Origin of the sequence: Pseudomonas sp. 2FG (assembly GCF_005502935.1) — a bacterium.
Taxonomy (GTDB): domain Bacteria; phylum Pseudomonadota; class Gammaproteobacteria; order Pseudomonadales; family Pseudomonadaceae; genus Aquipseudomonas.
This window is the reverse complement of record NZ_SCMP01000006.1, coordinates 166,347-184,016: the sequence shown is the minus strand read 5'-3', so window position 1 is coordinate 184,016 and position 17,670 is coordinate 166,347. Positions and strand designations below refer to the sequence as shown.

The 17,670-nt window shown below is 65.2% G+C and carries 17 protein-coding genes; 2 read left to right on the top strand and 15 right to left on the bottom strand.

Going from position 1 to position 17,670, the window contains the following annotated elements; genetic code table 11:
- Positions 1 to 4: 4 nt before the first annotated feature.
- From hutH to FFS13_RS08520, 9 genes are read right to left on the bottom strand one after another with little or no spacing between them, the layout of a single operon-like run.
- A complete protein-coding gene (hutH, locus tag FFS13_RS08560; protein WP_137818675.1) occupies positions 5 to 1,549 on the bottom strand; it encodes a histidine ammonia-lyase in 1,545 nt (514 codons plus the stop codon).
- Complete coding sequence (locus FFS13_RS08555) at positions 1,530 to 2,462, bottom strand: glycosyl transferase (RefSeq protein WP_137818674.1); 933 nt, start codon at positions 2,460 to 2,462, stop codon at positions 1,530 to 1,532. The genes hutH and FFS13_RS08555 overlap by 20 nt, the downstream gene beginning before the upstream one ends.
- Complete coding sequence (locus FFS13_RS08550) at positions 2,459 to 3,217, bottom strand: glycosyltransferase family 2 protein (RefSeq protein WP_137818673.1); 759 nt, start codon at positions 3,215 to 3,217, stop codon at positions 2,459 to 2,461. The genes FFS13_RS08555 and FFS13_RS08550 overlap by 4 nt, the downstream gene beginning before the upstream one ends.
- Positions 3,210 to 5,039, bottom strand: a complete 1,830-nt coding sequence (locus FFS13_RS08545; RefSeq protein WP_137818672.1) for an acyl-CoA synthetase family protein — start codon at positions 5,037 to 5,039, stop codon at positions 3,210 to 3,212. Before FFS13_RS08545 ends, FFS13_RS08550 begins: the two co-directional genes overlap by 8 nt.
- On the bottom strand, positions 5,036 to 5,587 hold the full coding sequence (locus tag FFS13_RS08540) for a hypothetical protein (RefSeq protein ID WP_137818734.1): 552 nt from the start codon (positions 5,585 to 5,587) through the stop codon (positions 5,036 to 5,038). Before FFS13_RS08540 ends, FFS13_RS08545 begins: the two co-directional genes overlap by 4 nt.
- Positions 5,587 to 5,844: an acyl carrier protein gene (locus tag FFS13_RS08535; protein ID WP_137818671.1), complete on the bottom strand. Its 258-nt coding sequence runs from the start codon at positions 5,842 to 5,844 to the stop codon at positions 5,587 to 5,589. Before FFS13_RS08535 ends, FFS13_RS08540 begins: the two co-directional genes overlap by 1 nt.
- Positions 5,845 to 5,856: 12 nt before the next feature.
- Complete coding sequence (locus FFS13_RS08530; RefSeq protein ID WP_137818670.1) at positions 5,857 to 6,117, bottom strand: phosphopantetheine-binding protein; 261 nt, start codon at positions 6,115 to 6,117, stop codon at positions 5,857 to 5,859.
- Positions 6,098 to 6,907: a 1-acyl-sn-glycerol-3-phosphate acyltransferase gene (locus FFS13_RS08525; RefSeq protein WP_137818669.1), complete on the bottom strand. Its 810-nt coding sequence runs from the start codon at positions 6,905 to 6,907 to the stop codon at positions 6,098 to 6,100. The genes FFS13_RS08530 and FFS13_RS08525 overlap by 20 nt, the downstream gene beginning before the upstream one ends.
- The gene (locus FFS13_RS08520) at positions 6,883 to 7,608 is read right to left on the bottom strand and encodes a beta-ketoacyl synthase chain length factor (protein WP_137818668.1); all 726 of its coding nucleotides are present in this window, start codon (positions 7,606 to 7,608) and stop codon (positions 6,883 to 6,885) included. Before FFS13_RS08520 ends, FFS13_RS08525 begins: the two co-directional genes overlap by 25 nt.
- A 481-nt stretch (positions 7,609 to 8,089) precedes the next feature.
- Between FFS13_RS08520 and FFS13_RS08515 the strand changes: the two genes are divergently transcribed.
- Complete coding sequence (locus FFS13_RS08515; protein ID WP_137818667.1) at positions 8,090 to 8,863, top strand: ParA family protein; 774 nt, start codon at positions 8,090 to 8,092, stop codon at positions 8,861 to 8,863.
- A 60-nt stretch (positions 8,864 to 8,923) separates the two neighbouring features.
- Here the strand turns inward: FFS13_RS08515 and FFS13_RS08510 are convergent, their stop codons facing one another.
- The 4 genes from FFS13_RS08510 to FFS13_RS08495 form a co-directional block, all read right to left on the bottom strand.
- The gene (locus FFS13_RS08510; RefSeq protein ID WP_137818666.1) at positions 8,924 to 9,724 is read right to left on the bottom strand and encodes a universal stress protein; all 801 of its coding nucleotides are present in this window, start codon (positions 9,722 to 9,724) and stop codon (positions 8,924 to 8,926) included.
- A gap of 94 nt (positions 9,725 to 9,818) precedes the next feature.
- The gene (locus FFS13_RS08505) at positions 9,819 to 10,262 is read right to left on the bottom strand and encodes a YiiD C-terminal domain-containing protein (protein ID WP_137818665.1); all 444 of its coding nucleotides are present in this window, start codon (positions 10,260 to 10,262) and stop codon (positions 9,819 to 9,821) included.
- Positions 10,263 to 10,383: 121 nt separating this feature from the next.
- Positions 10,384 to 10,818: a thioredoxin TrxC gene (gene trxC / locus FFS13_RS08500; RefSeq protein WP_137818664.1), complete on the bottom strand. Its 435-nt coding sequence runs from the start codon at positions 10,816 to 10,818 to the stop codon at positions 10,384 to 10,386.
- 84 nt (positions 10,819 to 10,902) lie between these two features.
- Positions 10,903 to 11,877: a sulfite exporter TauE/SafE family protein gene (locus tag FFS13_RS08495; RefSeq protein WP_137818663.1), complete on the bottom strand. Its 975-nt coding sequence runs from the start codon at positions 11,875 to 11,877 to the stop codon at positions 10,903 to 10,905.
- Between the two features lie 214 nt (positions 11,878 to 12,091).
- Between FFS13_RS08495 and FFS13_RS08490 the strand changes: the two genes are divergently transcribed.
- Positions 12,092 to 12,793: an aspartate/glutamate racemase family protein gene (locus FFS13_RS08490; RefSeq protein WP_137818662.1), complete on the top strand. Its 702-nt coding sequence runs from the start codon at positions 12,092 to 12,094 to the stop codon at positions 12,791 to 12,793.
- Between the two features lie 29 nt (positions 12,794 to 12,822).
- Here the strand turns inward: FFS13_RS08490 and selO are convergent, their stop codons facing one another.
- Both selO and mscK read right to left on the bottom strand, forming a co-directional pair.
- Positions 12,823 to 14,283, bottom strand: a complete 1,461-nt coding sequence (gene selO / locus FFS13_RS08485; RefSeq protein WP_137818733.1) for a protein adenylyltransferase SelO — start codon at positions 14,281 to 14,283, stop codon at positions 12,823 to 12,825.
- Between the two features lie 78 nt (positions 14,284 to 14,361).
- Positions 14,362 to 17,664, bottom strand: a complete 3,303-nt coding sequence (gene mscK, locus FFS13_RS08480; RefSeq protein ID WP_137818661.1) for a mechanosensitive channel MscK — start codon at positions 17,662 to 17,664, stop codon at positions 14,362 to 14,364.
- Between the last annotated feature and the right edge of the window lie 6 nt (positions 17,665 to 17,670).

The following is a 17,670-nucleotide window of genomic DNA, read 5'->3' as shown; positions in this document are numbered from 1 at the left end:
TGGATTACGCATAGAGCCTCCAGTGCCGGCTGCGGATTTGCGCCAGGCACAGACGCAGTTCGGCTTCCAGGGCGCGGTCTTCGATCACCGGCGGGAAGTCCTCGGCCAGTTGTGCGCGCATGTTCGCCAGCGGCGCCGGCAATGGCCGCGCCTCGGCTTCGCGCTCCCGCAGCCAGACACCCTGGTTGGCGGCCAGCAGGGTGGCGGCGGCGACTTGTTCGCACAGCTCCAGGCTGCGCAGGGCGTCGCGGGCGGCGATGGTGCCCATGCTGACCTTGTCCTGGTTATGGCACTCGGTTGAACGTGAGAACAGGCTCGCCGGCATACCGTTCTTCAGGGCTTCGGCGGTCCAGGCGCTGGTGCCGATCTGCACCGCCTTGAAGCCGTGGTTGAGCATCGCCGTGGCCGTCGGCGCGCCGGAGAGGTTGCTCGGCAGGCCGTGGTTGTAGCGGCTGTCCACCAGCAGGGCGAGCTGCCGGTCGAGCAGGTCGGCGACGTTGGCCACCAGGTTCTTCAGGCTGTCCATGGCGAAGGCGATATGTCCGCCGTAGAAGTGCCCGCCGTGCAGGACGCGCTCGGCTTCGGCGTCGATGATCGGGTTGTCGTTGGCGCTGTTCAGCTCGATTTCGATGAACTGCCGCAGCCAGCTCAGGCTGTCGGCCAATACGCCCAGTACATGCGGCGCACAGCGCAGCGAGTAGCGATCCTGCAGGCGGTGCAGCGGCGCGGTCGGCGCGTCGATGGCCAGGTCTTGGCGCAACCAGGCGGCGACCCGCATCTGCCCCGGGTGCGGCTTGGCGGCGAACAGGCGCTCGTCGAAATGCTCCGGGTTGCCCTGCAACGCCACCACGTTGAGTGCGGTGATGCGGGTCGCCAGTTGCAGCAGGTAATCGGCTCTGGAGAACGCCAGGCAGGCCAGGCCGGTCATCACCGCGGTGCCGTTCATCAGCGCCAGGGCTTCTTTCGGCCGTAATGTCAGCGGCTGCCAGTCCAGCTCGGCATGCACCTCGGCGGCGCTGCGCACCTGGCCGCGCCAGAGCACCTCGCGCTCGCCGGCCAGGGTCGCCGCGACGTAGGACAGCGGCGTCAGATCGCCGCTGGCGCCGACCGAACCCTCTTCGGGAATCAGCGGCAGGATGTCGTGGGCGAGAAAGGCCTGCAGCCGCTCCAGCAGCTCGATACGGACCCCGGAAACGCCCTGACACAGCGACTGCAAACGCGCCGCCAGCACCGCGCGGGTGGCCGCCGGTTCGAGCAGCTTGCCCAGGCCGCAGCCGTGAAAGGTGAACAGGTGCCGCGGCAGCGCTTCGACCTGCTCCAGCGGCACCGCGACCACGCAGGAGTCGCCGTAGCCGGTGGTGACGCCGTAGATCACCCCTTCCTTGTCCAGCAACGAGTCGAGGAACTGCGCGCCCTTGGCGATGCGTTGGCGGAACGCGCCGTCGCCTTGCAGCTGGCTCGGGCTGTGCTGCTCGGCGAGGCTGACCACCTGCTCGATGCTCAGCGGGCGCTCACCGAAGACTACGGCTTCAGGCTGATCTGTCGTCATGGGTAGTCCAGAAAGGGAAGAAGTTGAACCATTGTTGCGGCGCTTGCAGGCAGTGATGGCCCAGGCGCTCGGCATAGCGTTGGGCCCAGTGGCGGATCACCTGCTCGCGCTCGCTACGGCGCCATTCGATGCGTTCGGCGAAGGGCTCGAGAGTCAGCTGGTAGCGCTGCTCGTGCTTCAGGCAGAACAGCAGATTGATCGGGCATTGCAGCAGTCCGGCCAGCAGCCACGGGCCTTGCGGCAGGTCGGCGGGCTGGCCGAGGAAATCCACCCTGGCGGTGCGTGCGCCGTGCAGCGGCACCCGGTCACCGGCGATCGCCAGCCACTCGCCGCGCTCCAGGCGCTGGCTCAGTTGCAGCATGATCGCCGGGTCCAGCTCGCTGACCTGGATCAGCCGCAGGTGGCTGGCGCCAGCCTGGCCGAGCAGGCGATTGAACTGTTCGGCGTGCTTGGTATGCACCAGCACGTTCATCTGCACCTGCTCGCCGAGCTCGGCCAGGGCGCGGCAGACCTCGAGGTTACCCAGGTGCGCACCGACCAACATCTGCCCGCGCGAGCCGCGCAGCTGGGCACGCAGGTTGGCCGGGTCGCGGATGTCGATCTGCTCCAGGCGCAGGCGGCCGTTCCACACGTCGAGCTTGTCCAGCAGGGCGTCGGCGAAGGCCATAAATTGGCCGAAGATCGATCTCAGGGTCGGCCGCAGTTCGCTGCGGCCACTCCAGGCGGCGAGGCGCTGCTGATAGTCCCAGATGCTCAGGCGGGCGCGGCGGCCGAACAGGAAGAAGTACAGCACGATCAGATGCAGCAGCGGGCTGAGCGCCCGCCGCCCGAGGTGGCGCGCGGCCCAGGCGGTGCAGCGCATCAGCAGGAAGCTGCCGCGTTCGCCGTGCCTGGCCCAGTGTTCGCGGCTCATCCGCGCCACCTGCGCCGCCCGTACCAGCGCCGCCAAAGTATCAGCGGCGCGCGGCAGAGCATGCCGAAGAACAGTTTGGCGTGCATCTTCGAGATCAGCAGGTTGTCCTGCAGCAGGCGGAAATGCGAGACGCCGTCCGCCGGGTAATGCACGCGAACCGGCAGCCAGTGCATCGGCTGATTGCGCCAGCTCAGGCGCACGAGGATTTCCGTGTCGAAGTCCATGCGGGTGCCGACTTGCACCGAGTCGATCAGCGCCAGGGTCGGCGCCAACGGGTAGACGCGAAAGCCGCACATGGAGTCGCGGATGTTCAGCGACAGGCTGTTGATCCAGACCCAGACGTGGGTCGCATAGCGTGCGTACAGGCGGCCCTTGGGCACGCTGGCGTCGTACTGCGGGTAGCCGCAGATCACGGCCTGCGGCGCCTGGCGCGCCTGGGCGAGAAACTGTGGGAGGTTTTGCAGGTCGTGCTGGCCGTCGGCGTCGACCTGCAGGGCATGGCTGAAGCCCAGGTTCGCCGCTGCCCGCAGGCCGGCCATCACCGCGCCGCCTTTACCCTGGTTTTCCGCCAGGCGAACGAGGTGGACCTGCGGCTGCTCGGCGAGTCGATCGAGCACCAGGGCGCAGCTCGGCCGCGAGGCGTCGTCCACCAAGACACAAGGCAGTCCGGCCGCGAGTAGCCGCTGCAGCACCGCGCTCACCGCCTGTTCATGGTTGTACACCGGGATCACGGTGCAGAGTCGGACTTCAGACATGCGTCGGCCCCAGCAGGATGCGCCCGGAGGAACAGTTGGCTGCGCCATGGCGATAGCTGAAGTACAGCTTGCTGCGTAAAGCGTCGAACCGCAGGCTCAGGTGCAGGCGGTCGCCGGGGCGGGCCAGTTGCTGGAACTTCAGCACCTCCATGCCGACAAAGCGCGGCGGCAGGCACATCAGTTGCCGGGCCAGGCTCAGCGCCCAGTCGATCTGCACCACGCCGGGCAGCACCGGGGTTTGCGGGAAGTGCCCGGTGAAGTGCGCCAGATCCAGCGGTACTTCCAGCTCCAGTTGCCACTGGCCGTCTTCTTCGCGCTGGCTGAGCAACTGCGGTTGCAGGGGGCGCGGGGCATAGAGCAACGCCTCTAGCTCGGCCTGCGGCAGCTTGCCCTGGGCGTTCAGCGGCAGCTGGCGCACCAGGCGCCAGCGGCGCGGCAGGGCCAGCGCGGCGCAGTGTTCGCTGAGGTGCTGGCGCAGGCTGCCGGTCAAGGTGCGCCGGCCCTGATTGCGCAAGGCGTGCAGGCCGGCGTCGCTCAAGGCGATCAGGGCGCCGAGGTAGGCACGATTGTCCTGAACCACCCCGAGGCGCGCTTCCTCTACCCAGGGGTGGCTGGCCAGGGCCTGTTCGAGCATCGGCAGGGAGATGCGGTTTTCTTCCAGCTTGACGATGCGGTCGAGGCGCCCGAGCAGTTCGAAGCGGCCGTCGGCCTCGAGCTTGGCGCCATCGGCGGTTTGTTCGATATGCCCGCTGGGCAGGTACGGCGACTGGATGCGCAGCGCGCCTGCGCTATTCAGGCTCAGTTGCACGCCGACGAAGGGTTGCCACAGGCGGGCACCCTGGCGCCAGGCGATGCCGCCGGTTTCCGAACTGCCGAAGATCTCCGTCGGCCACTGGCCGAGGTTCGCCTGCAACTGCTGCGCGGCTGCCAGTGGCAGTGCGCCGCCGGAGGAAAACACCCGACGTACGCGGCGCAACGCCGGCCAGTCGAGGTTGTCGCCCATGCGCTTGAGCAGGGCGGGGCTGGCAACCCAGGCAAAGTCGGGGGCCGCGGAAGCTACTGCGGGCTTCGCGCATGATGCTGCGTTAAAAACAGGCTCGGCCTGCTCATTTACCGCTCGTAAACTCCGCGGCCTCGCCTGTTTTTGCCTTGCCTCATCTTCGCTCGCTACGCTTCCACAGCCCCCGAGATAACTTAGAGAAAGGCTGGCGCGCTGCAGGTCTTCCGGGAATGGCTGCGCGCGGCGGATAAATACGCGCCCGGCGCACAGCGGCCAGAGCACCCGGAACAGCAGGCCGTAGATATGTTGCGCGGCCACGCTGCCGATGATGCAGGCATTGCCCAGCTCGGCGCCCCACAGGCGCTCCAGGGCCTGGACTTCATTGCTTAGCTGGCGCAGGGATTTGTCGATCGGCTTGGGCTCGCCGCTGGAGCCTGAAGTACAGAGGGTCAGGCGGCAGTGCTCAAGATCCAGCAGGGCACCCGGCAGCGGCTCGGCGAGCAGGCTGGCCAGGCTGGCGTCGCCGGGTTGATCGCTCAGCCAGAGGTCGACCTCGGCGTTCAGGCGCTGGCGGGTTTGCGCCTGCAGGTCGGCCGGCAGCAGCACGCTGACCCCGGCACGCCAGGCGCCGAGCAGGGCGATGGCCAGCTCGGCGGCATCCTCCAGGTGCACGGCCAGGCGCCGGACGCCCCGCGCTTGCAAGCCGGCGGCCAGGCGCAGCGCCTGCTCGCGCAGCTCTGCGTGCAGCAGCATGGGCTCCAGCGTGACCGGGCGCGCCGGTTGTTCCGCCAGCAGTAAGCGCTCAAGACCGAGCCAGTTCATGCCAGGCCTCGCACGTGCTGGCGCACCAGCCATTCGCCGGCGAACAGCAGGCCCATCAGCCCGTAGGCAATCAGCCCGGTGTACAGCGCCCACCAGCTCAGCGGCGCCCACAGGGTCAAGGCGCTGGCGAGGGCGCCATTACCGAGGAAGAAGCCGATCCAGACCTTGGTCACCTGGCGGGTATAGCGCACGGCAACTTCCGGCAGTTCCGGCTCACGCAGGCGCGCAATGCGCTCGACCAGCGGCGGGCCGAAGCGCTGGCTAAGGCTGAGGCCGAACAGGCCCAGGCAGAACAGGCTGATCAGCACCGGATACCAGCGCAGCAGTTCGGGGTTGTCCGCCAGCCCCAGCAGCAGGCAGAACACCAACGCGGCCGCGGCCATCCAGCGGCTGCCGGGGCGCTGCGCATGGCTCAGCAGCCGCGCCAGCCAGAGGCCGCCGAGCAGCAGGGCGAAGACGCGCGGCGACAGCTGTTGCTGGCCGAAATACACCGCAAAGGGGTAGCTCAGGCCGGCCAACAGCAGTACCAGACCGATCAGTCGGCTCATCATGCCGCGGGTGCATTGACCAGGCGATACACCGCCTCGACCACGTCGCCGACGCTGCGTACCGCCTTGAACTCCTCGGCGGCGAGTTTCTTGCCGGTTTTGCGCTTGATGTGGTCGATCAGGTCGACGGCGTCGATGCTGTCGATTTCCAGGTCCTGATAGAGGTTGGCTTGCAGGTCGATCCGCTCGGGTTCGAGCTCGAACAGTTCCACCAGGGCGTCGCGCAGGGTGCTGAAAATTTCGTCACGGTTTTGCATGCTCGTTCTCTCTCACGCGGCTTGCTGGGCGGTCACGAAGACGGCGAGGCTGGCCACGTTGGTAAAATGCTTGCGGGTATCTTTGGCGTCGGCGTCGATCTTGAAGCCGAAGCGCTTCTGAATCGCCAGGCCCAGCTCCAGGGCGTCGACCGAGTCGAGGCCGAGGCCTTCACCGAACAGGCTCATCTCGGCGTCGATGTCGTCTGGGCCGAGGTCTTCCAGGCCCAGGGCCTCGATGATCAGCGTTTTAATCTCAAGCTGCAGATCGCTCATCTTTGCCGAGCTCCTTAATGAAATGCTGGTGCAAATGCTCGTTGAGCTTGCGTGAGGCCCTGGGCGCGGGGCCCTGTGCGGCGAACAGTTGCGGGTCGATATCCTCGCCGACGCGCAGCTGAAAGTGGAAACGTCGCGACGGAATGCGGTACCAGGGCTCGGCCTTGGTCAGGGTGGTCGGGCTGACGCTGATCACCACCGGGGTGACCAGCCTGGCGCCGCGCAGGGCGATGGCCGCGGCGCCGCGGTGAAATTGCGGGGCTTGGCCGGGCGTGGTGCGGGTGCCTTCGGGGAAGACGATCAGCGTCTGGCCTTGGCGCAGGGCGTCGGCGGCTTCGTCGAGCATGTCCAGGCTGCCGCTGTTGCTGATGTAACACGCGGCGCGGATCGGCCCGCGCATGAAGGGATTGTCCCACAGGCTCTGTTTGACCACGCAGTTGGCGTCGCGGATCAGCGCGACCAGTACCACCACATCGATCAGCGAGGGGTGATTGGCGATGATCAGCTGACCCGGTCGCCCCAGGCGCTCGGCGCCTTCCACTGCAAACGTCAGCACACCGCTGCGATACATGAATTGCACGAACAGCCAGAACAGCCGGCTGATGGTGGCGCGCGCCCGGCGTCGCCGGCTCGGGGCATCGCCCGGCAGCAGCGCCAGCAGCGGGAAAACCAGCACGCGCAGGCACAGGCCGCCGAGGCCGAACAGGGCGAAGCTGGCGCCGGTGGCGAGCAGCCGCCACGGGTAGGGCGCGTTGGCGCGCCGCTTCAGGGCTTGTGTTGCCAGGTCCATGCGCGACTCTTCCAATGATGCTGGCAGTGAGAGTGGTGGCTTAACAGGGTGTGCAGCAGGCTCAGGGCATGCGGCCACTCGGCCGTTGGTGCGGGCGCGGTATTTTCGCCGAGGCTCAGTTGCCAGTCCGTGCCGGGCGTCAGCAACAGGCCAACGGCATAGGGAAACGGCACGTCGTCGATCCAGGGGGCATAGGCCGCTGGCGGTAGATCCTCGGCAATCACCACCAGCACCGCCGGCGCGCCTGCCGTGAGCAACATGCCGGCTTCGAGGATCGCGTGCTCGAGGCCGTCACCCTCGGCGGCCAATGCGGTCATCTCGCTGGTGTCGCCGCGCAGGATCGACCACAAGCCAATGATCGCGTTATGCACCGAGAGGCTGAACTGCGTCGGTGAGAGCGGCGTCTGCTCGGCCAGGTCACTCAACAGGGCGAAGGTGCGTGGGGTTTCGCCGTGCCGGGAGGCGAATACCAGTGGCAGCTGCGGCTGCCCTACGCGCGATTCGGCCAGGGGCCAGGCGACGCTGAAGGCCATGCGCGCCAAGCGGCTGAGACGGCGGCGTTGCAGGGCGGGGAGAAACGCCACGTCCGGTTGCGCCGCGCCAGCGGCCGGCCGCCACGGCTGCCGAGCCCAGGCTTGCCAGTCGTGCAGGCTCTCTAGTCCGGGGGCCCAGGCGCGCCATTGAGTAATACTGAAATGCATCGGGCGAAGAGCTCTTTTCGGCCCCTGTGGACACTCATGTCGACGAGGGTGATTCCTGAACGACAAAGGCCTTGTCGATAGCGCCATAGCAAAGGGCGGGCATTATCCAGGCCCTGCGACCCTCAGGCAAACGTTGGCTGCATTATTCCGGGCGAGGCGCGGGGCTGTCGATGACGGCGAAAAGCCGCATTTTGCCCGCCAACTGCGCAAATGGGCGGCCAGTGTGCCGGTATTTGCGGGAAATAACCGCGCCACTGGTCACCGTTCGACTATCCACCTCGCCCTCGTCACGCGCTTTGCTTAGAATCCCAGGCTTCGACGGTTCAGAACCTGTTCAAGATCGTCGCGAGCGCAGGCCAGGCAAGGCGAAAACAGGCGAGGGCGCGGAGTTTACGAGTGGTAAATGAGCAGTCCGAGCCTGTTTTCAACGCAGCATGGCCAAGCGCAGCAGATATTGAGCAGGTTCTCAGGGAGGTGCGATATGCGGCGCGTGGTATTCAATCAGAAAGGCGGGGTGGGTAAGTCCAGTATCGCTTGCAACCTGGCGGCGGTGAGTGCGGCACAGGGGCATCGCACGCTGTTGGTCGACCTGGATTCGCAGGCCAACTCGACGCAGTATCTCACCGGCCTGACCGGCGACGAGATTCCCATGGGCATCGCCGACTTTTTCAAGCAGACCCTGGCCGCCGGGGCTTTTGCCAGGAAGGGCAAGGTCGATATCTACGAGACCCCGTTCGACAACCTGCATGTGGTCACCGCCACCGCCGAGTTGGCCGATCTGCAGCCCAAGCTCGAGGCCAAGCACAAGATCAACAAGCTGCGAAAGCTGCTGGATGACTTGGCCGAGGACTACGACCGGATCTACCTGGACACCCCGCCGGCGCTGAACTTCTACACGGTTTCCGCGCTGATCGCCGCCGACCGCTGCCTGATCCCCTTCGATTGCGACAGTTTCTCGCGTCAGGCGCTGTATGGCCTGCTCGCCGAGATCGACGAACTGAAGGAGGACCACAACGAGGGGCTGGAAGTCGAGGGCATAGTGGTCAATCAGTTCCAGCCGCGCGCGACGCTGCCGCAGCAGTTGCTGGATGAGCTGATCGCCGAGAATCTGCCGGTGTTGCCGGTGTATCTGAGTAGCTCGGTGAAGATGCGCGAGTCGCACCAGGCTTGCACCCCGCTGATCTTCCTCGAGCCGCGGCACAAGCTGACTCAGCAGTTCGTCGAGCTGCACCGTTTGCTGGAAAGCGAGGGCTAACAGCCCGCTGCAAGAATAAAGGGCGCCCTCGGCGCCCTTTTTCGTTTGGGCGCTGGTGCGCTACCGCGTCACCAACACATCGCAGGGCGCCTTGTGCAGGCAGTGTTGCGCCAGGCTGCCGAGCAGGGCCTGGAACAGGGCGCTGCGGCCATGGCTGCCGAGCACCAGGAGTTGCGGCTGGTGGGTGCCGATGGCCTCATGCAGCGTGCGCGGCAGGCTGCCCAACTGGACCTCGTGGCTGAGCCTGGGCCCCTTGGCCGGCAGGTTCCGCGTTTCGTCGAGCAGCAATTGCTCGATCAGCATGCGTTGGGTGGCGAGCAGGGCCTCGACTTCCGCTGGGTTGCCCCTGGGCGCCTCGAACACGTGCAGGGCATGCAGTTCGGCCGCTGTCGGCAGCAGGCGGTAGGCATGGCCGAACGCATTGCAGGCGCAGACGGAAAAATTCAAGGCGGCCAGGGCGCGCTGGTAGGGCCTGTCGTCGTCGACCGAGGCCAGCAGCAGCGGGATCGGACAGCCGCGGGCGATGCGGTCGAGGGTGGTGCCGGAGAAGAACTCGTGGCGATGATGGTGGGCGCCGAGCACCAGCAGATCGGCTTGCAGTTCCTCGATCTGGCTCAAGACCACATCGGCCGGGCGGCCGATCTGCAGGCGCAGCTCGCTGCCGGGCGGTGCGAAGCGGGTCAGGCTGCTGTCGAGCGCCTGCTCGGCTTTTTCCCGTACGGCGGCCGGCTGCGGACTCTCGCTGACATGCAGCACGGTCAGGCGGGCGTGATGCTGGCGCGCCAGTTGGGCGGCTCGGCGTAGCGCGAGATCCGCGGTGCTGCGTAAGTCATGGGCGATAAGGATATGTTTGATGACCATGGGGCGACCCCTCCGTGCGCTTGGCCGACTCGATTCTTCAGGGAGTTAACTTATATTCAATAGTTGCCATTTTGATCTAGAGCAAGGTCATGCGTCAGTGCGCACGCAATTGATAGAGGCCGCGGCTTTCGGCCACTACTTGGCCACTGGCATCGAGCAGCTTTAGCTCCAGCAAATACTCGGCTTTGCCGTGGCTCGCCGCCTCTGCTTGCAGGCGTTCGATGTCTTCCGCGTCGAGGCGCGCCTCGACCCAGATATCGCCGGTGGCCGGGCGCCGGAAGCGCAGGTTCATTTCTTTGACTATGGGGTAGAAGCGGCTGGCATCGAAGCTGGTGATAAACAGCGCACCGCCGGGGATTTCCGCCAGGGTGAACAGCGCGCCGGCGTACATGCTGCCGAGGTGGTTCTCGTTGCCCGCCAAGGGCACGCGCAGGCGGACGAAGCCCGGCTCGAGCACCTCGGCCTTGAGGTTCAGGCGTTTGACGAAGGCGATCTTTTCTTCGGTGAACTGGCGGGCGATCTCAATGGGAAACGGCATGGCGTGCTCCTTCTTATCGATGGTTCCCCAGCCTAGCCGTTACCCACCCTGCGGCAATGACCGCGGTGCTCGCCGCGGCTGACCGAAATGCTCACACAGGGTTTTGCAGAGCGCTGGGTGTTCAGATGCCGTGGCTGTGTAGCCAGGCCAGCAGCTGCGGCAACGGCAGGGCGCCGCTCTGGCGTGCCAGTTCACGAGCGCCCTTGAACAGGATCAGGCTGGGGATCGAGCGCACGCCCAGTTGTGCCGACAGCGGTTGATGGGCTTCGCTATCGAGCTTGGCCAGGCGGCAGCGCCCAACTAACTGCCCGGCGGCCTGCTGGAAGATCGGCGCAAAAGCTTGGCAGGGCCCGCACCAACTGGCCCAGACATCCAGCAGCAGCGGCAGGTCGCCTTTGAGCTGGCTGGCATAGCTGCTGTGCGTCAGGTCGAAGGGTTTACCGGGCAGGACCTCGCCTTTGCAGCGACCGCAGCGCGGTGTATCACCGAGGCGTTCGCCGGGGATGCGGTTGAGGCCGTTGCAGTGCGGGCAGGGAATCAGCAGAGGGGCGGGCATAACAGGCTCCAGGGCGGTATAACCACTATCTGGAGCCAGGCATGGCGGATATCAAGCGTCACAACTTGGTCGCTGGCACGCCCCTCAGGCCAGCGCCGTGTACAGGTTGTAGGCGCTGAGCAGGCTAATCAGGCTGCCGATTATCGTCAGCAGAGTTTTGGCGTGGAGCTTTTTGCACAGCAGTGCGGCAAACGGCGCCGCAAACAAGCCGCCGAATACCAGCCCGGCGACCAATAGCCAGGTGCTCGGCTGACCGGCCAGGAGGATGAAGGACGTGGCGCTGGCGATGGTCAGGAAGAACTCGGCGAAGTTGACCGAGCCGATGGTGGTGCGCGGGTCGCTGCCGGAACCGAGCAGGGTGCTGGTCACCACCGGGCCCCAGCCACCGCCGCCGGCGGCGTCGACGAAGCCGCCGAACAGGGCCAGCTTGGCCGTGTGTTTGGGCTGTTTGCTGTGCAACACATGCCGATACGCCTTGCTCAGAATGTACAGCCCCATCAGCAGCAGATAGGCGGAGATAAACGGCTTCAGCGCCTTGCCATCGAATTGGGTGATGACCACCGCGCCCAATACGGCACCGATGATGCCGGGAATCAGCAGGCGCAGAAACAGGGATTTGTTGACGTTGCCCAATTTGACGTGAGAGATGCCCGACAAGCCGGTGGTGAAGACTTCGGCGATATGCACGCTGGCGCTGGCCGCGGCAGGCGAGGCGCCAGCGCCCAATAAAAAGGTCGTGGCAGTAATGCCGTAGGCCATGCCGAGGGCACCATCGATGGCCTGGGCGAAAAAGCCGACGGCCACGGCGCTCCAGAACAGCGGGCTGTGCAGCGCGCCCTCGATGATCTCGAGGCCGCTGCTTTCATGGTCGCCGAAGAACAGGCGCCAGGCCAGGAACGACAGCAGACTGAGCAGTATGGCAATCGCCAGCCACATGGCCGCTCTGAGTATTGGGTGATTGGCGGGGTGCGAGACGAGATCTTCAACTGGCGGTAAACCCAATGCCTCGTGTTCGGCATTGATCGGGTTAGCGGTGAAGTCGAGATCGCGGATTTTCATGTACAGCTGGCCTGGGCTGGAAGATGACGGGCGGTTTGCCGCACGGGCGCCAAGATAGTGGGCTTTGCTTAGAGAGTCTAAGAATAATTGAGCAGCATTATATGCTTTTAGGTTATTGAGAGCCGCTGTACCGCTCGCCGGGGCGCTGCCTGTATCTGGTGACCACTCTGTCCAGGGGGTTAGGCTCACAGATGGACTAAAAAAGGACAATGCGATGCGTACACTGGGCGTGCTGGGTGGGATGAGTTGGGAGTCCACGGCAACCTACTATCGGCTATTGAATCAGGGCGTGCGTGAGCGCCTGGGTGGTCTGCATTCGGCGCCGTTGCTGGTGCATTCGGTGGATTTCGCGGAAATCGCCGCGTTGCAGCAAACCGGCGACTGGGTTGCCGCAGGTGAGCGTTTGGCCCGTGCGGCCGAGGGCCTGCAGCGTGCCGGGGCGACGGCTCTGCTGCTGGCGACCAACACCATGCACAAGGTCGCGCCGGCGATCGAAGCCGCGCTGACGATTCCCCTGCTGCATATCGGTGATGCGGTGGGCCAGGCCCTGCAGCTGGACGGTGTGCAGCGGGCGGCCTTGCTCGGCACCCGCTTCACCATGCAGGAGGCGTTCTACCGTGAGCGGTTAAGCGCGCGCTTCGGTATCCAGGTGCTGGTGCCAGAGGCGTCGGACCAGGTCGAGCTCGATCGGGTGATTTTTCAGGAGCTGTGTTGTGGGCAGTTCAATGCGCCTGCGCGCAGCTTCTATCTGCAAAGCTTGGAGCGCCTGCGCGCAGAAGGGGCCGAGGCGGCGATTCTCGGTTGCACGGAAATTGGCCTGCTGCTGGAGGGCGTAACCAGCCCCTTGCCGCTGATCGACAGCAGCGAGCGGCATGTGGCGATGGGGCTGGAGTGGTTGTTGGCGCCTGGAAAATAACGCCGGGCTGGCTGCTGCAAGGGGGCGTGTCAGGACGAGCAGCTGATCTCCAGGCGCTTGCCCCATTCCGGTGGGCGCTCGGCGTAACGCTCCATGCCGGGCTGCTCCTCGAAGGGCTGGCTGAGCACCGCATGCAGGCGCCGCACTTCGCTGTAGTCGCCTTGTTCGGCGGCGTCGATGGCCAGTTGTGCCAGGTAATTGCGCAGGATGTAGCGCGGGTTGACCGCGTGCATGCGGCGTTGCCGGTCCACCTGGCTGACGCCTTCCGCGGCGCTGCGGGCCTGATAGTCGGCGGCCCAGGCATCGAAACCCGACAGGTCGATGAAGTCTTCACGCAGGCGCTTGAGCGCCAGGCTCGGGGCGCTGTCGCCGAGTTCGCGGAAGAACCGGCTGTAATCCACCGGGCTGCCCTGCATCAGTTGCAGCAGGCGTTCGACCAAGGCCGCGTCTTGCTCATCGGCCTGGCTCAAGCCCAGGCGGCGGCGCATCAGGTCGAGGTAATGGGCCTGGTACAGCGGCAGGAACAGGTTGAGGCTCTCCCGCAACTGGTCGACGCCGATGAACGGCGTTAGCGCCTGGGCCAGCGCGCAGAGGTTCCAGTGGGCGATCGGCACCTGGTTGCTGAAGGAGTAGCGGCCGCTGTCATCCGAGTGGTTGCAGATGTGGTTGGCGTCGAAATCATCGAGAAAGGCATAGGGGCCGTAGTCGAAGGTGATGCCGAGGATCGACATGTTGTCGGTGTTCATCACCCCGTGGCAGAAGCCATAGGCTTGCCAGTAGGCGATCAGCTCGGCGTTGCGCTCGACCACTTCACGGAAGAAGGCCAGGTAGGGTTCGGGCTGCTGCAGGCAGGCGGGGAAATGGCAGTTGAGCACGTGCTCGCCGAGCTGCTTCAGTAGTTCCGGCTGTTTGGTGTAGTAGAAGTACTCGAAGTGGCCGAAGCGCACGTGGCTCGGTGCCAGGCGTAGCAGCATGGCCGCACGCTCCTGTTTCTCGCGCCAGACCGGGGTGCTCGAGGCGGTCACGCAGAGCGCCCGGTTGCTGGGAATGCCGAGCGCATGCAGGGCTTCCGAGGCGAGAAACTCGCGGATCGACGAACGCAGCACGGCGCGGCCATCGCCCATGCGTGAGTAGGGCGTCTGCCCGGCGCCCTTGAGGTGCAGGTCCCAGTGCTCGCCCGCGTCATTCAGGACTTCGCCCAGCAACAGGCCACGGCCATCGCCCAGGCGCGGGTTGTAGGAGCCGAACTGATGTCCGGAATAGACCATCGCCCGTGGCTCGGCGTGTTCCCAGAGTTTGTGCCCGCTGAACAGTTCGGCGAACACCGGCTCCTCAATCTGAGCCGGGTCGAGATCGAGCAGGGCCAACGCCGCCGGGCTGGCGACCACCAGGCGTGGCTCGGCTATGGGTTCGGGTAACACTGCGGTCGAGAAGGCATCGCCCAGGCGGGCGAAGCGGTTATCGAAGGTCAGATCGGTGAGCGACTTCAACAAGATGCGCCTCCAGTAATTCCGAGTATTGTCCTCGGAATTGCTCGAGTGCGTCCAGGCGCCTGCCCGCCAGTGGCGCTAGGGCAGCTGCGGCGGCGGTAATGACTTGCCGGCGACCAACTGGGCCTCCTGGCCTTGCAGGTTCTTGACGAAGATATCCAGTTGGTTGAAGGCCATCTCCACACCCTGCTCGCGGAAGCTCAGGGCGATGCGGGTGAGGATCTCGTCGGTCGCCGGGTTACGGTCGCCCAGTTCGCGTACATGGAAACGCAGTTCGTAATCGAAGGTGCTGGGGCTGATGGTGAGGAAGAACAGCAGCGGCTCGGGATCACGCAGCACTCGCGGGTTCTCCACGCAGGCTTGCATCATCAGCTTGCGTGCCAGTGGCAGATCGGTCTCGTAGGCCACGCCGACCTTGATGATGACGCGGGTGACGGTGTCGGTCAGCGACCAGTTGATCAGTTGGTCGGTGACGAAGGTCTTGTTCGGGACGATGATTTCCTTGCGGTCGAAATCGGTGATGGTGGTGGCGCGGATCCGAATCCGGCTGACCGTGCCGGACAGGTTGCCGATGGTCACCACGTCGCCGATCCGCACCGGGCGTTCGAACAGGATGATCAGGCCGGAGATGAAGTTGGCGAAGATCTCCTGCAGGCCGAAACCCAGGCCGACCGAGAGTGCGGCCACCAGCCATTGCAGCTTGTCCCAACTGACCCCCAGCGCCGATAGCGTGGCGACGAAGCCGATGCCGGCAATGGCATAGGACAGCAGGGTGGTGGCGGCATAGGCGCTGCCCTGTGCGAGGGTCAGGCGCGACAGCACCAATACCTCTAAGAGGCCTGGCAGGTTACGGGCCAGGGCCACGGTCAGGGTGATGATCAGCAGCGCGCCGAGCAGGTCGCTGAGGCTGATCGGCACTTGGCTGGCGGTGACGCCGGTGCCGCTGGTGTATTCGTACAGGGTGACGTTATCCAGGTAGGCGAAGACCGAGATCAAGTCGGCCCAGACCCAGTACAGCGCGACGACAAAGACGCCGAGCAAGGCCAGACGAATCAGGCGCAAGGACTGCTGGTTGATCTGCTCGATGTCCAGGGTCGGCACCTCGAGCACCTCGCCGCCTTCGGCCCCCTCCTTGACCGGCGCCTGGCGCTTGCTCTGGGCGCGCTGGTAAGCCAGGCGCCGCGCCGCAACGCCGAGACCGCGGACGAAGGTGGCCTCCACCACCAGCCAGAGCATCAGCAGGTAGAGCGTGTTGATCAAGCGGTCGCTGAGCTTGAGCGCGGTGTAGTAGTAGCCGAAGCCGACGGCGATGAAGAGTGCGATCGGCAGCGCGGTGAAGCCTACAACGATCAAGAGGCGGAAGGCCGAGGGGTGCTCGCCCATCGGGCCGCTCAGCAGCCTGCTCATCAGCCAGGTCATCAAGGCATAGCAGGTGAGCACCACGCCGATGCCGATGACGTCCTCGGCCAGGGCCGCCGGCTGATGTTCGGCCACGGTGACGATGGCGACCAGCGCCAGGACCACCAGACCCAGGCGGCGGGTCTGAACACGCAGGAACTCGACTTGCGGCCGAGCCCAGCGAAAGTGCAATTCGGCGACGCCGGCGGGCGAGAGGATGCGGTAGGCGGTATAGAACACCAGCCAGGCCTGGGCCATCTCCATCAGGGCCGCGCCCAGGGTGGCGTTCTGCCCCCTGGCGTCCATTTGCAGGGCGAAGCCGCACAGCGCGAGGAACAGCGCGCCCGGCAGGGCCAGCAGGACATTCAGCAACAGCGCCAAGGGGGTGTGCAACTGGCTGTCGTGCTTGTAGTGGCCAATGTCCCGATGCAGCTCCGCCAGCTTTTGCGAGAGGTAGTTGCGCTTCCACAGCAGCGCGCCGATCAGCAGCAAGAGCGGCAAGAACAGCAGCGGGCGGTCGCTCAGGCCGGAGCCTAGCTCGCGGATCCCCGAGCCCCAGGGCATCGAGCGGAGTTGGAGTTCGAGCCGCTGCGGCACGAGCTTGAACCAGCTCAGATCCAGCACTTTATTGCTGGGAATCCAGAACATCTGTTCGTCGAGGGTCGCGCGCAAGGCTTGCGTCGTGCTCTTCAGCTGCTTCTGGTTCAGTTGCAGGGTGATCGACTCGTTGAGCAGGGTATTCAGCTCACGGTTCAGTCGCTCCAGCAGCTCGCTGCGGGTGGTGATCAGCTCCAGCAGGGTCTTGCGCAATTGCAGGGTGACTTCTTCGGCCGGTTGCTTGGCCAGTAACTGCTCGACATAGGTGGTGGGATTGCTGACCAGCTCGCGCTGCTGGCTGACCTCGAACTGGTAGAGGCGGATGTCGGCGATTTCATCGGCCAGGTTGCGGTCGAGTTTGAGCTGCGGCAGCGCTTGCTTCTGCTGATAGAGAATCTTCGCCAGCAGCAGGCTGCCCTTGAGCACGCTGATCTGCTCGTCCAGGGCCTGGTCGCTCTGGGTGAGGGTGTCCAGCTGTTGCTTGGTCTGCAGATTCTGCTGGGTCAGTTGGTTGAGGCGGTCGGTGGTGCGCAGCAGGTAATCGGAGAGCTTGAGGTTGGCATCGCTCTCGCTGGCCAGGAGGCTGCCGGAGCCGGCCTTCTTCGCCTCCAGCGACTGCTCGGCGACGGTCTGTTCCGATTGCGCGAGGCGCTTGTCGTTGATCAGCGATTGCAGGTCGCGGCTTTCCTGCTCCGCGCGGATGATGCGCTCATTCAGCAGATCGCGCTGGCTGTTGCCAAGGTCTTGCAGCAGGTTGTTGCCGGCCAACTCCTGACGGCGGAGCAAGGTTTGCGCGGTCAGAGCGGCGAGTTCCGCGTTGAGCTGGTCACGGCGCTCGGGGCTTAGCGGCTTACCGCCGTCTTTGCCATTCTTCAGGAGGCCGTTGAGCTCCTGGGCACGGGTCTGGTTGCCGCTGATTTCCGCCTGAGCGCGCTCGGGGCGGGTCTGGGCGGTGATGATCTGGCTGTTGGCCTCGGCGATCGCCTGCTGCCAGTCGCTCAGTTGGCTGCTGCGGTCGCTTAACTGTTGTTCCAGTTGCGGCTCCGAGCTGTTGGCATAGCGCTGGGCGATGACGATGGGCGGGCTGGCTTTAAGCTTGGCCAGTTCGCGCTGGGCTTCGCTAATCAGCCGCGGCGCTTCGGCCAGTTTCTGCTGGAGGTCACTCAAGCGCTGCGCGCTGTCCTCTTTAACGGCGAGCCAGCGCAAGGTGCTTTCGAGGCTTTGTTTGACCGCCTGTTGTTCGGCTTCGGGCAGTTTGCGCGCCTCGAGGCTGTCCAGGCTGCTCTGCACGGCACTGCTAGTCGGGGGTTCGGCGGCCTGCAGCGGCGTGGTACTCAGGCATAGAGCGAGCAGGCTGGCAATGAAAAGGCTAGGTAAAAATGGCATGGGGGC

What these genes read in the sequence shown, in the direction of transcription:
- trxC (WP_137818664.1), bottom strand. Translation starts at nt 10,818, where the DNA reads ATGCCCGCCCCTCTGCTGATTCCCTGCCCGCACTGCAACGGCCTCAAC.
- FFS13_RS08525 (WP_137818669.1), bottom strand. Translation starts at nt 6,907, where the DNA reads ATGGACCTGGCAACACAAGCCCTGAAGCGGCGCGCCAACGCGCCCTAC.
- FFS13_RS08540 (WP_137818734.1), bottom strand. Translation starts at nt 5,587, where the DNA reads ATGAGCCGACTGATCGGTCTGGTACTGCTGTTGGCCGGCCTGAGCTAC.
- FFS13_RS08545 (WP_137818672.1), bottom strand. Translation starts at nt 5,039, where the DNA reads ATGAACTGGCTCGGTCTTGAGCGCTTACTGCTGGCGGAACAACCGGCG.
- FFS13_RS08490 (WP_137818662.1), top strand. Translation starts at nt 12,092, where the DNA reads ATGCGTACACTGGGCGTGCTGGGTGGGATGAGTTGGGAGTCCACGGCA.
- FFS13_RS08550 (WP_137818673.1), bottom strand. Translation starts at nt 3,217, where the DNA reads ATGTCTGAAGTCCGACTCTGCACCGTGATCCCGGTGTACAACCATGAA.
- FFS13_RS08505 (WP_137818665.1), bottom strand. Translation starts at nt 10,262, where the DNA reads ATGCCGTTTCCCATTGAGATCGCCCGCCAGTTCACCGAAGAAAAGATC.
- FFS13_RS08515 (WP_137818667.1), top strand. Translation starts at nt 8,090, where the DNA reads ATGCGGCGCGTGGTATTCAATCAGAAAGGCGGGGTGGGTAAGTCCAGT.
- FFS13_RS08495 (WP_137818663.1), bottom strand. Translation starts at nt 11,877, where the DNA reads ATGAAAATCCGCGATCTCGACTTCACCGCTAACCCGATCAATGCCGAA.
- FFS13_RS08555 (WP_137818674.1), bottom strand. Translation starts at nt 2,462, where the DNA reads ATGAGCCGCGAACACTGGGCCAGGCACGGCGAACGCGGCAGCTTCCTG.
- FFS13_RS08510 (WP_137818666.1), bottom strand. Translation starts at nt 9,724, where the DNA reads ATGGTCATCAAACATATCCTTATCGCCCATGACTTACGCAGCACCGCG.
- FFS13_RS08520 (WP_137818668.1), bottom strand. Translation starts at nt 7,608, where the DNA reads ATGCATTTCAGTATTACTCAATGGCGCGCCTGGGCCCCCGGACTAGAG.
- hutH (WP_137818675.1), bottom strand. Translation starts at nt 1,549, where the DNA reads ATGACGACAGATCAGCCTGAAGCCGTAGTCTTCGGTGAGCGCCCGCTG.
- mscK (WP_137818661.1), bottom strand. Translation starts at nt 17,664, where the DNA reads ATGCCATTTTTACCTAGCCTTTTCATTGCCAGCCTGCTCGCTCTATGC.
- FFS13_RS08535 (WP_137818671.1), bottom strand. Translation starts at nt 5,844, where the DNA reads ATGCAAAACCGTGACGAAATTTTCAGCACCCTGCGCGACGCCCTGGTG.
- FFS13_RS08530 (WP_137818670.1), bottom strand. Translation starts at nt 6,117, where the DNA reads ATGAGCGATCTGCAGCTTGAGATTAAAACGCTGATCATCGAGGCCCTG.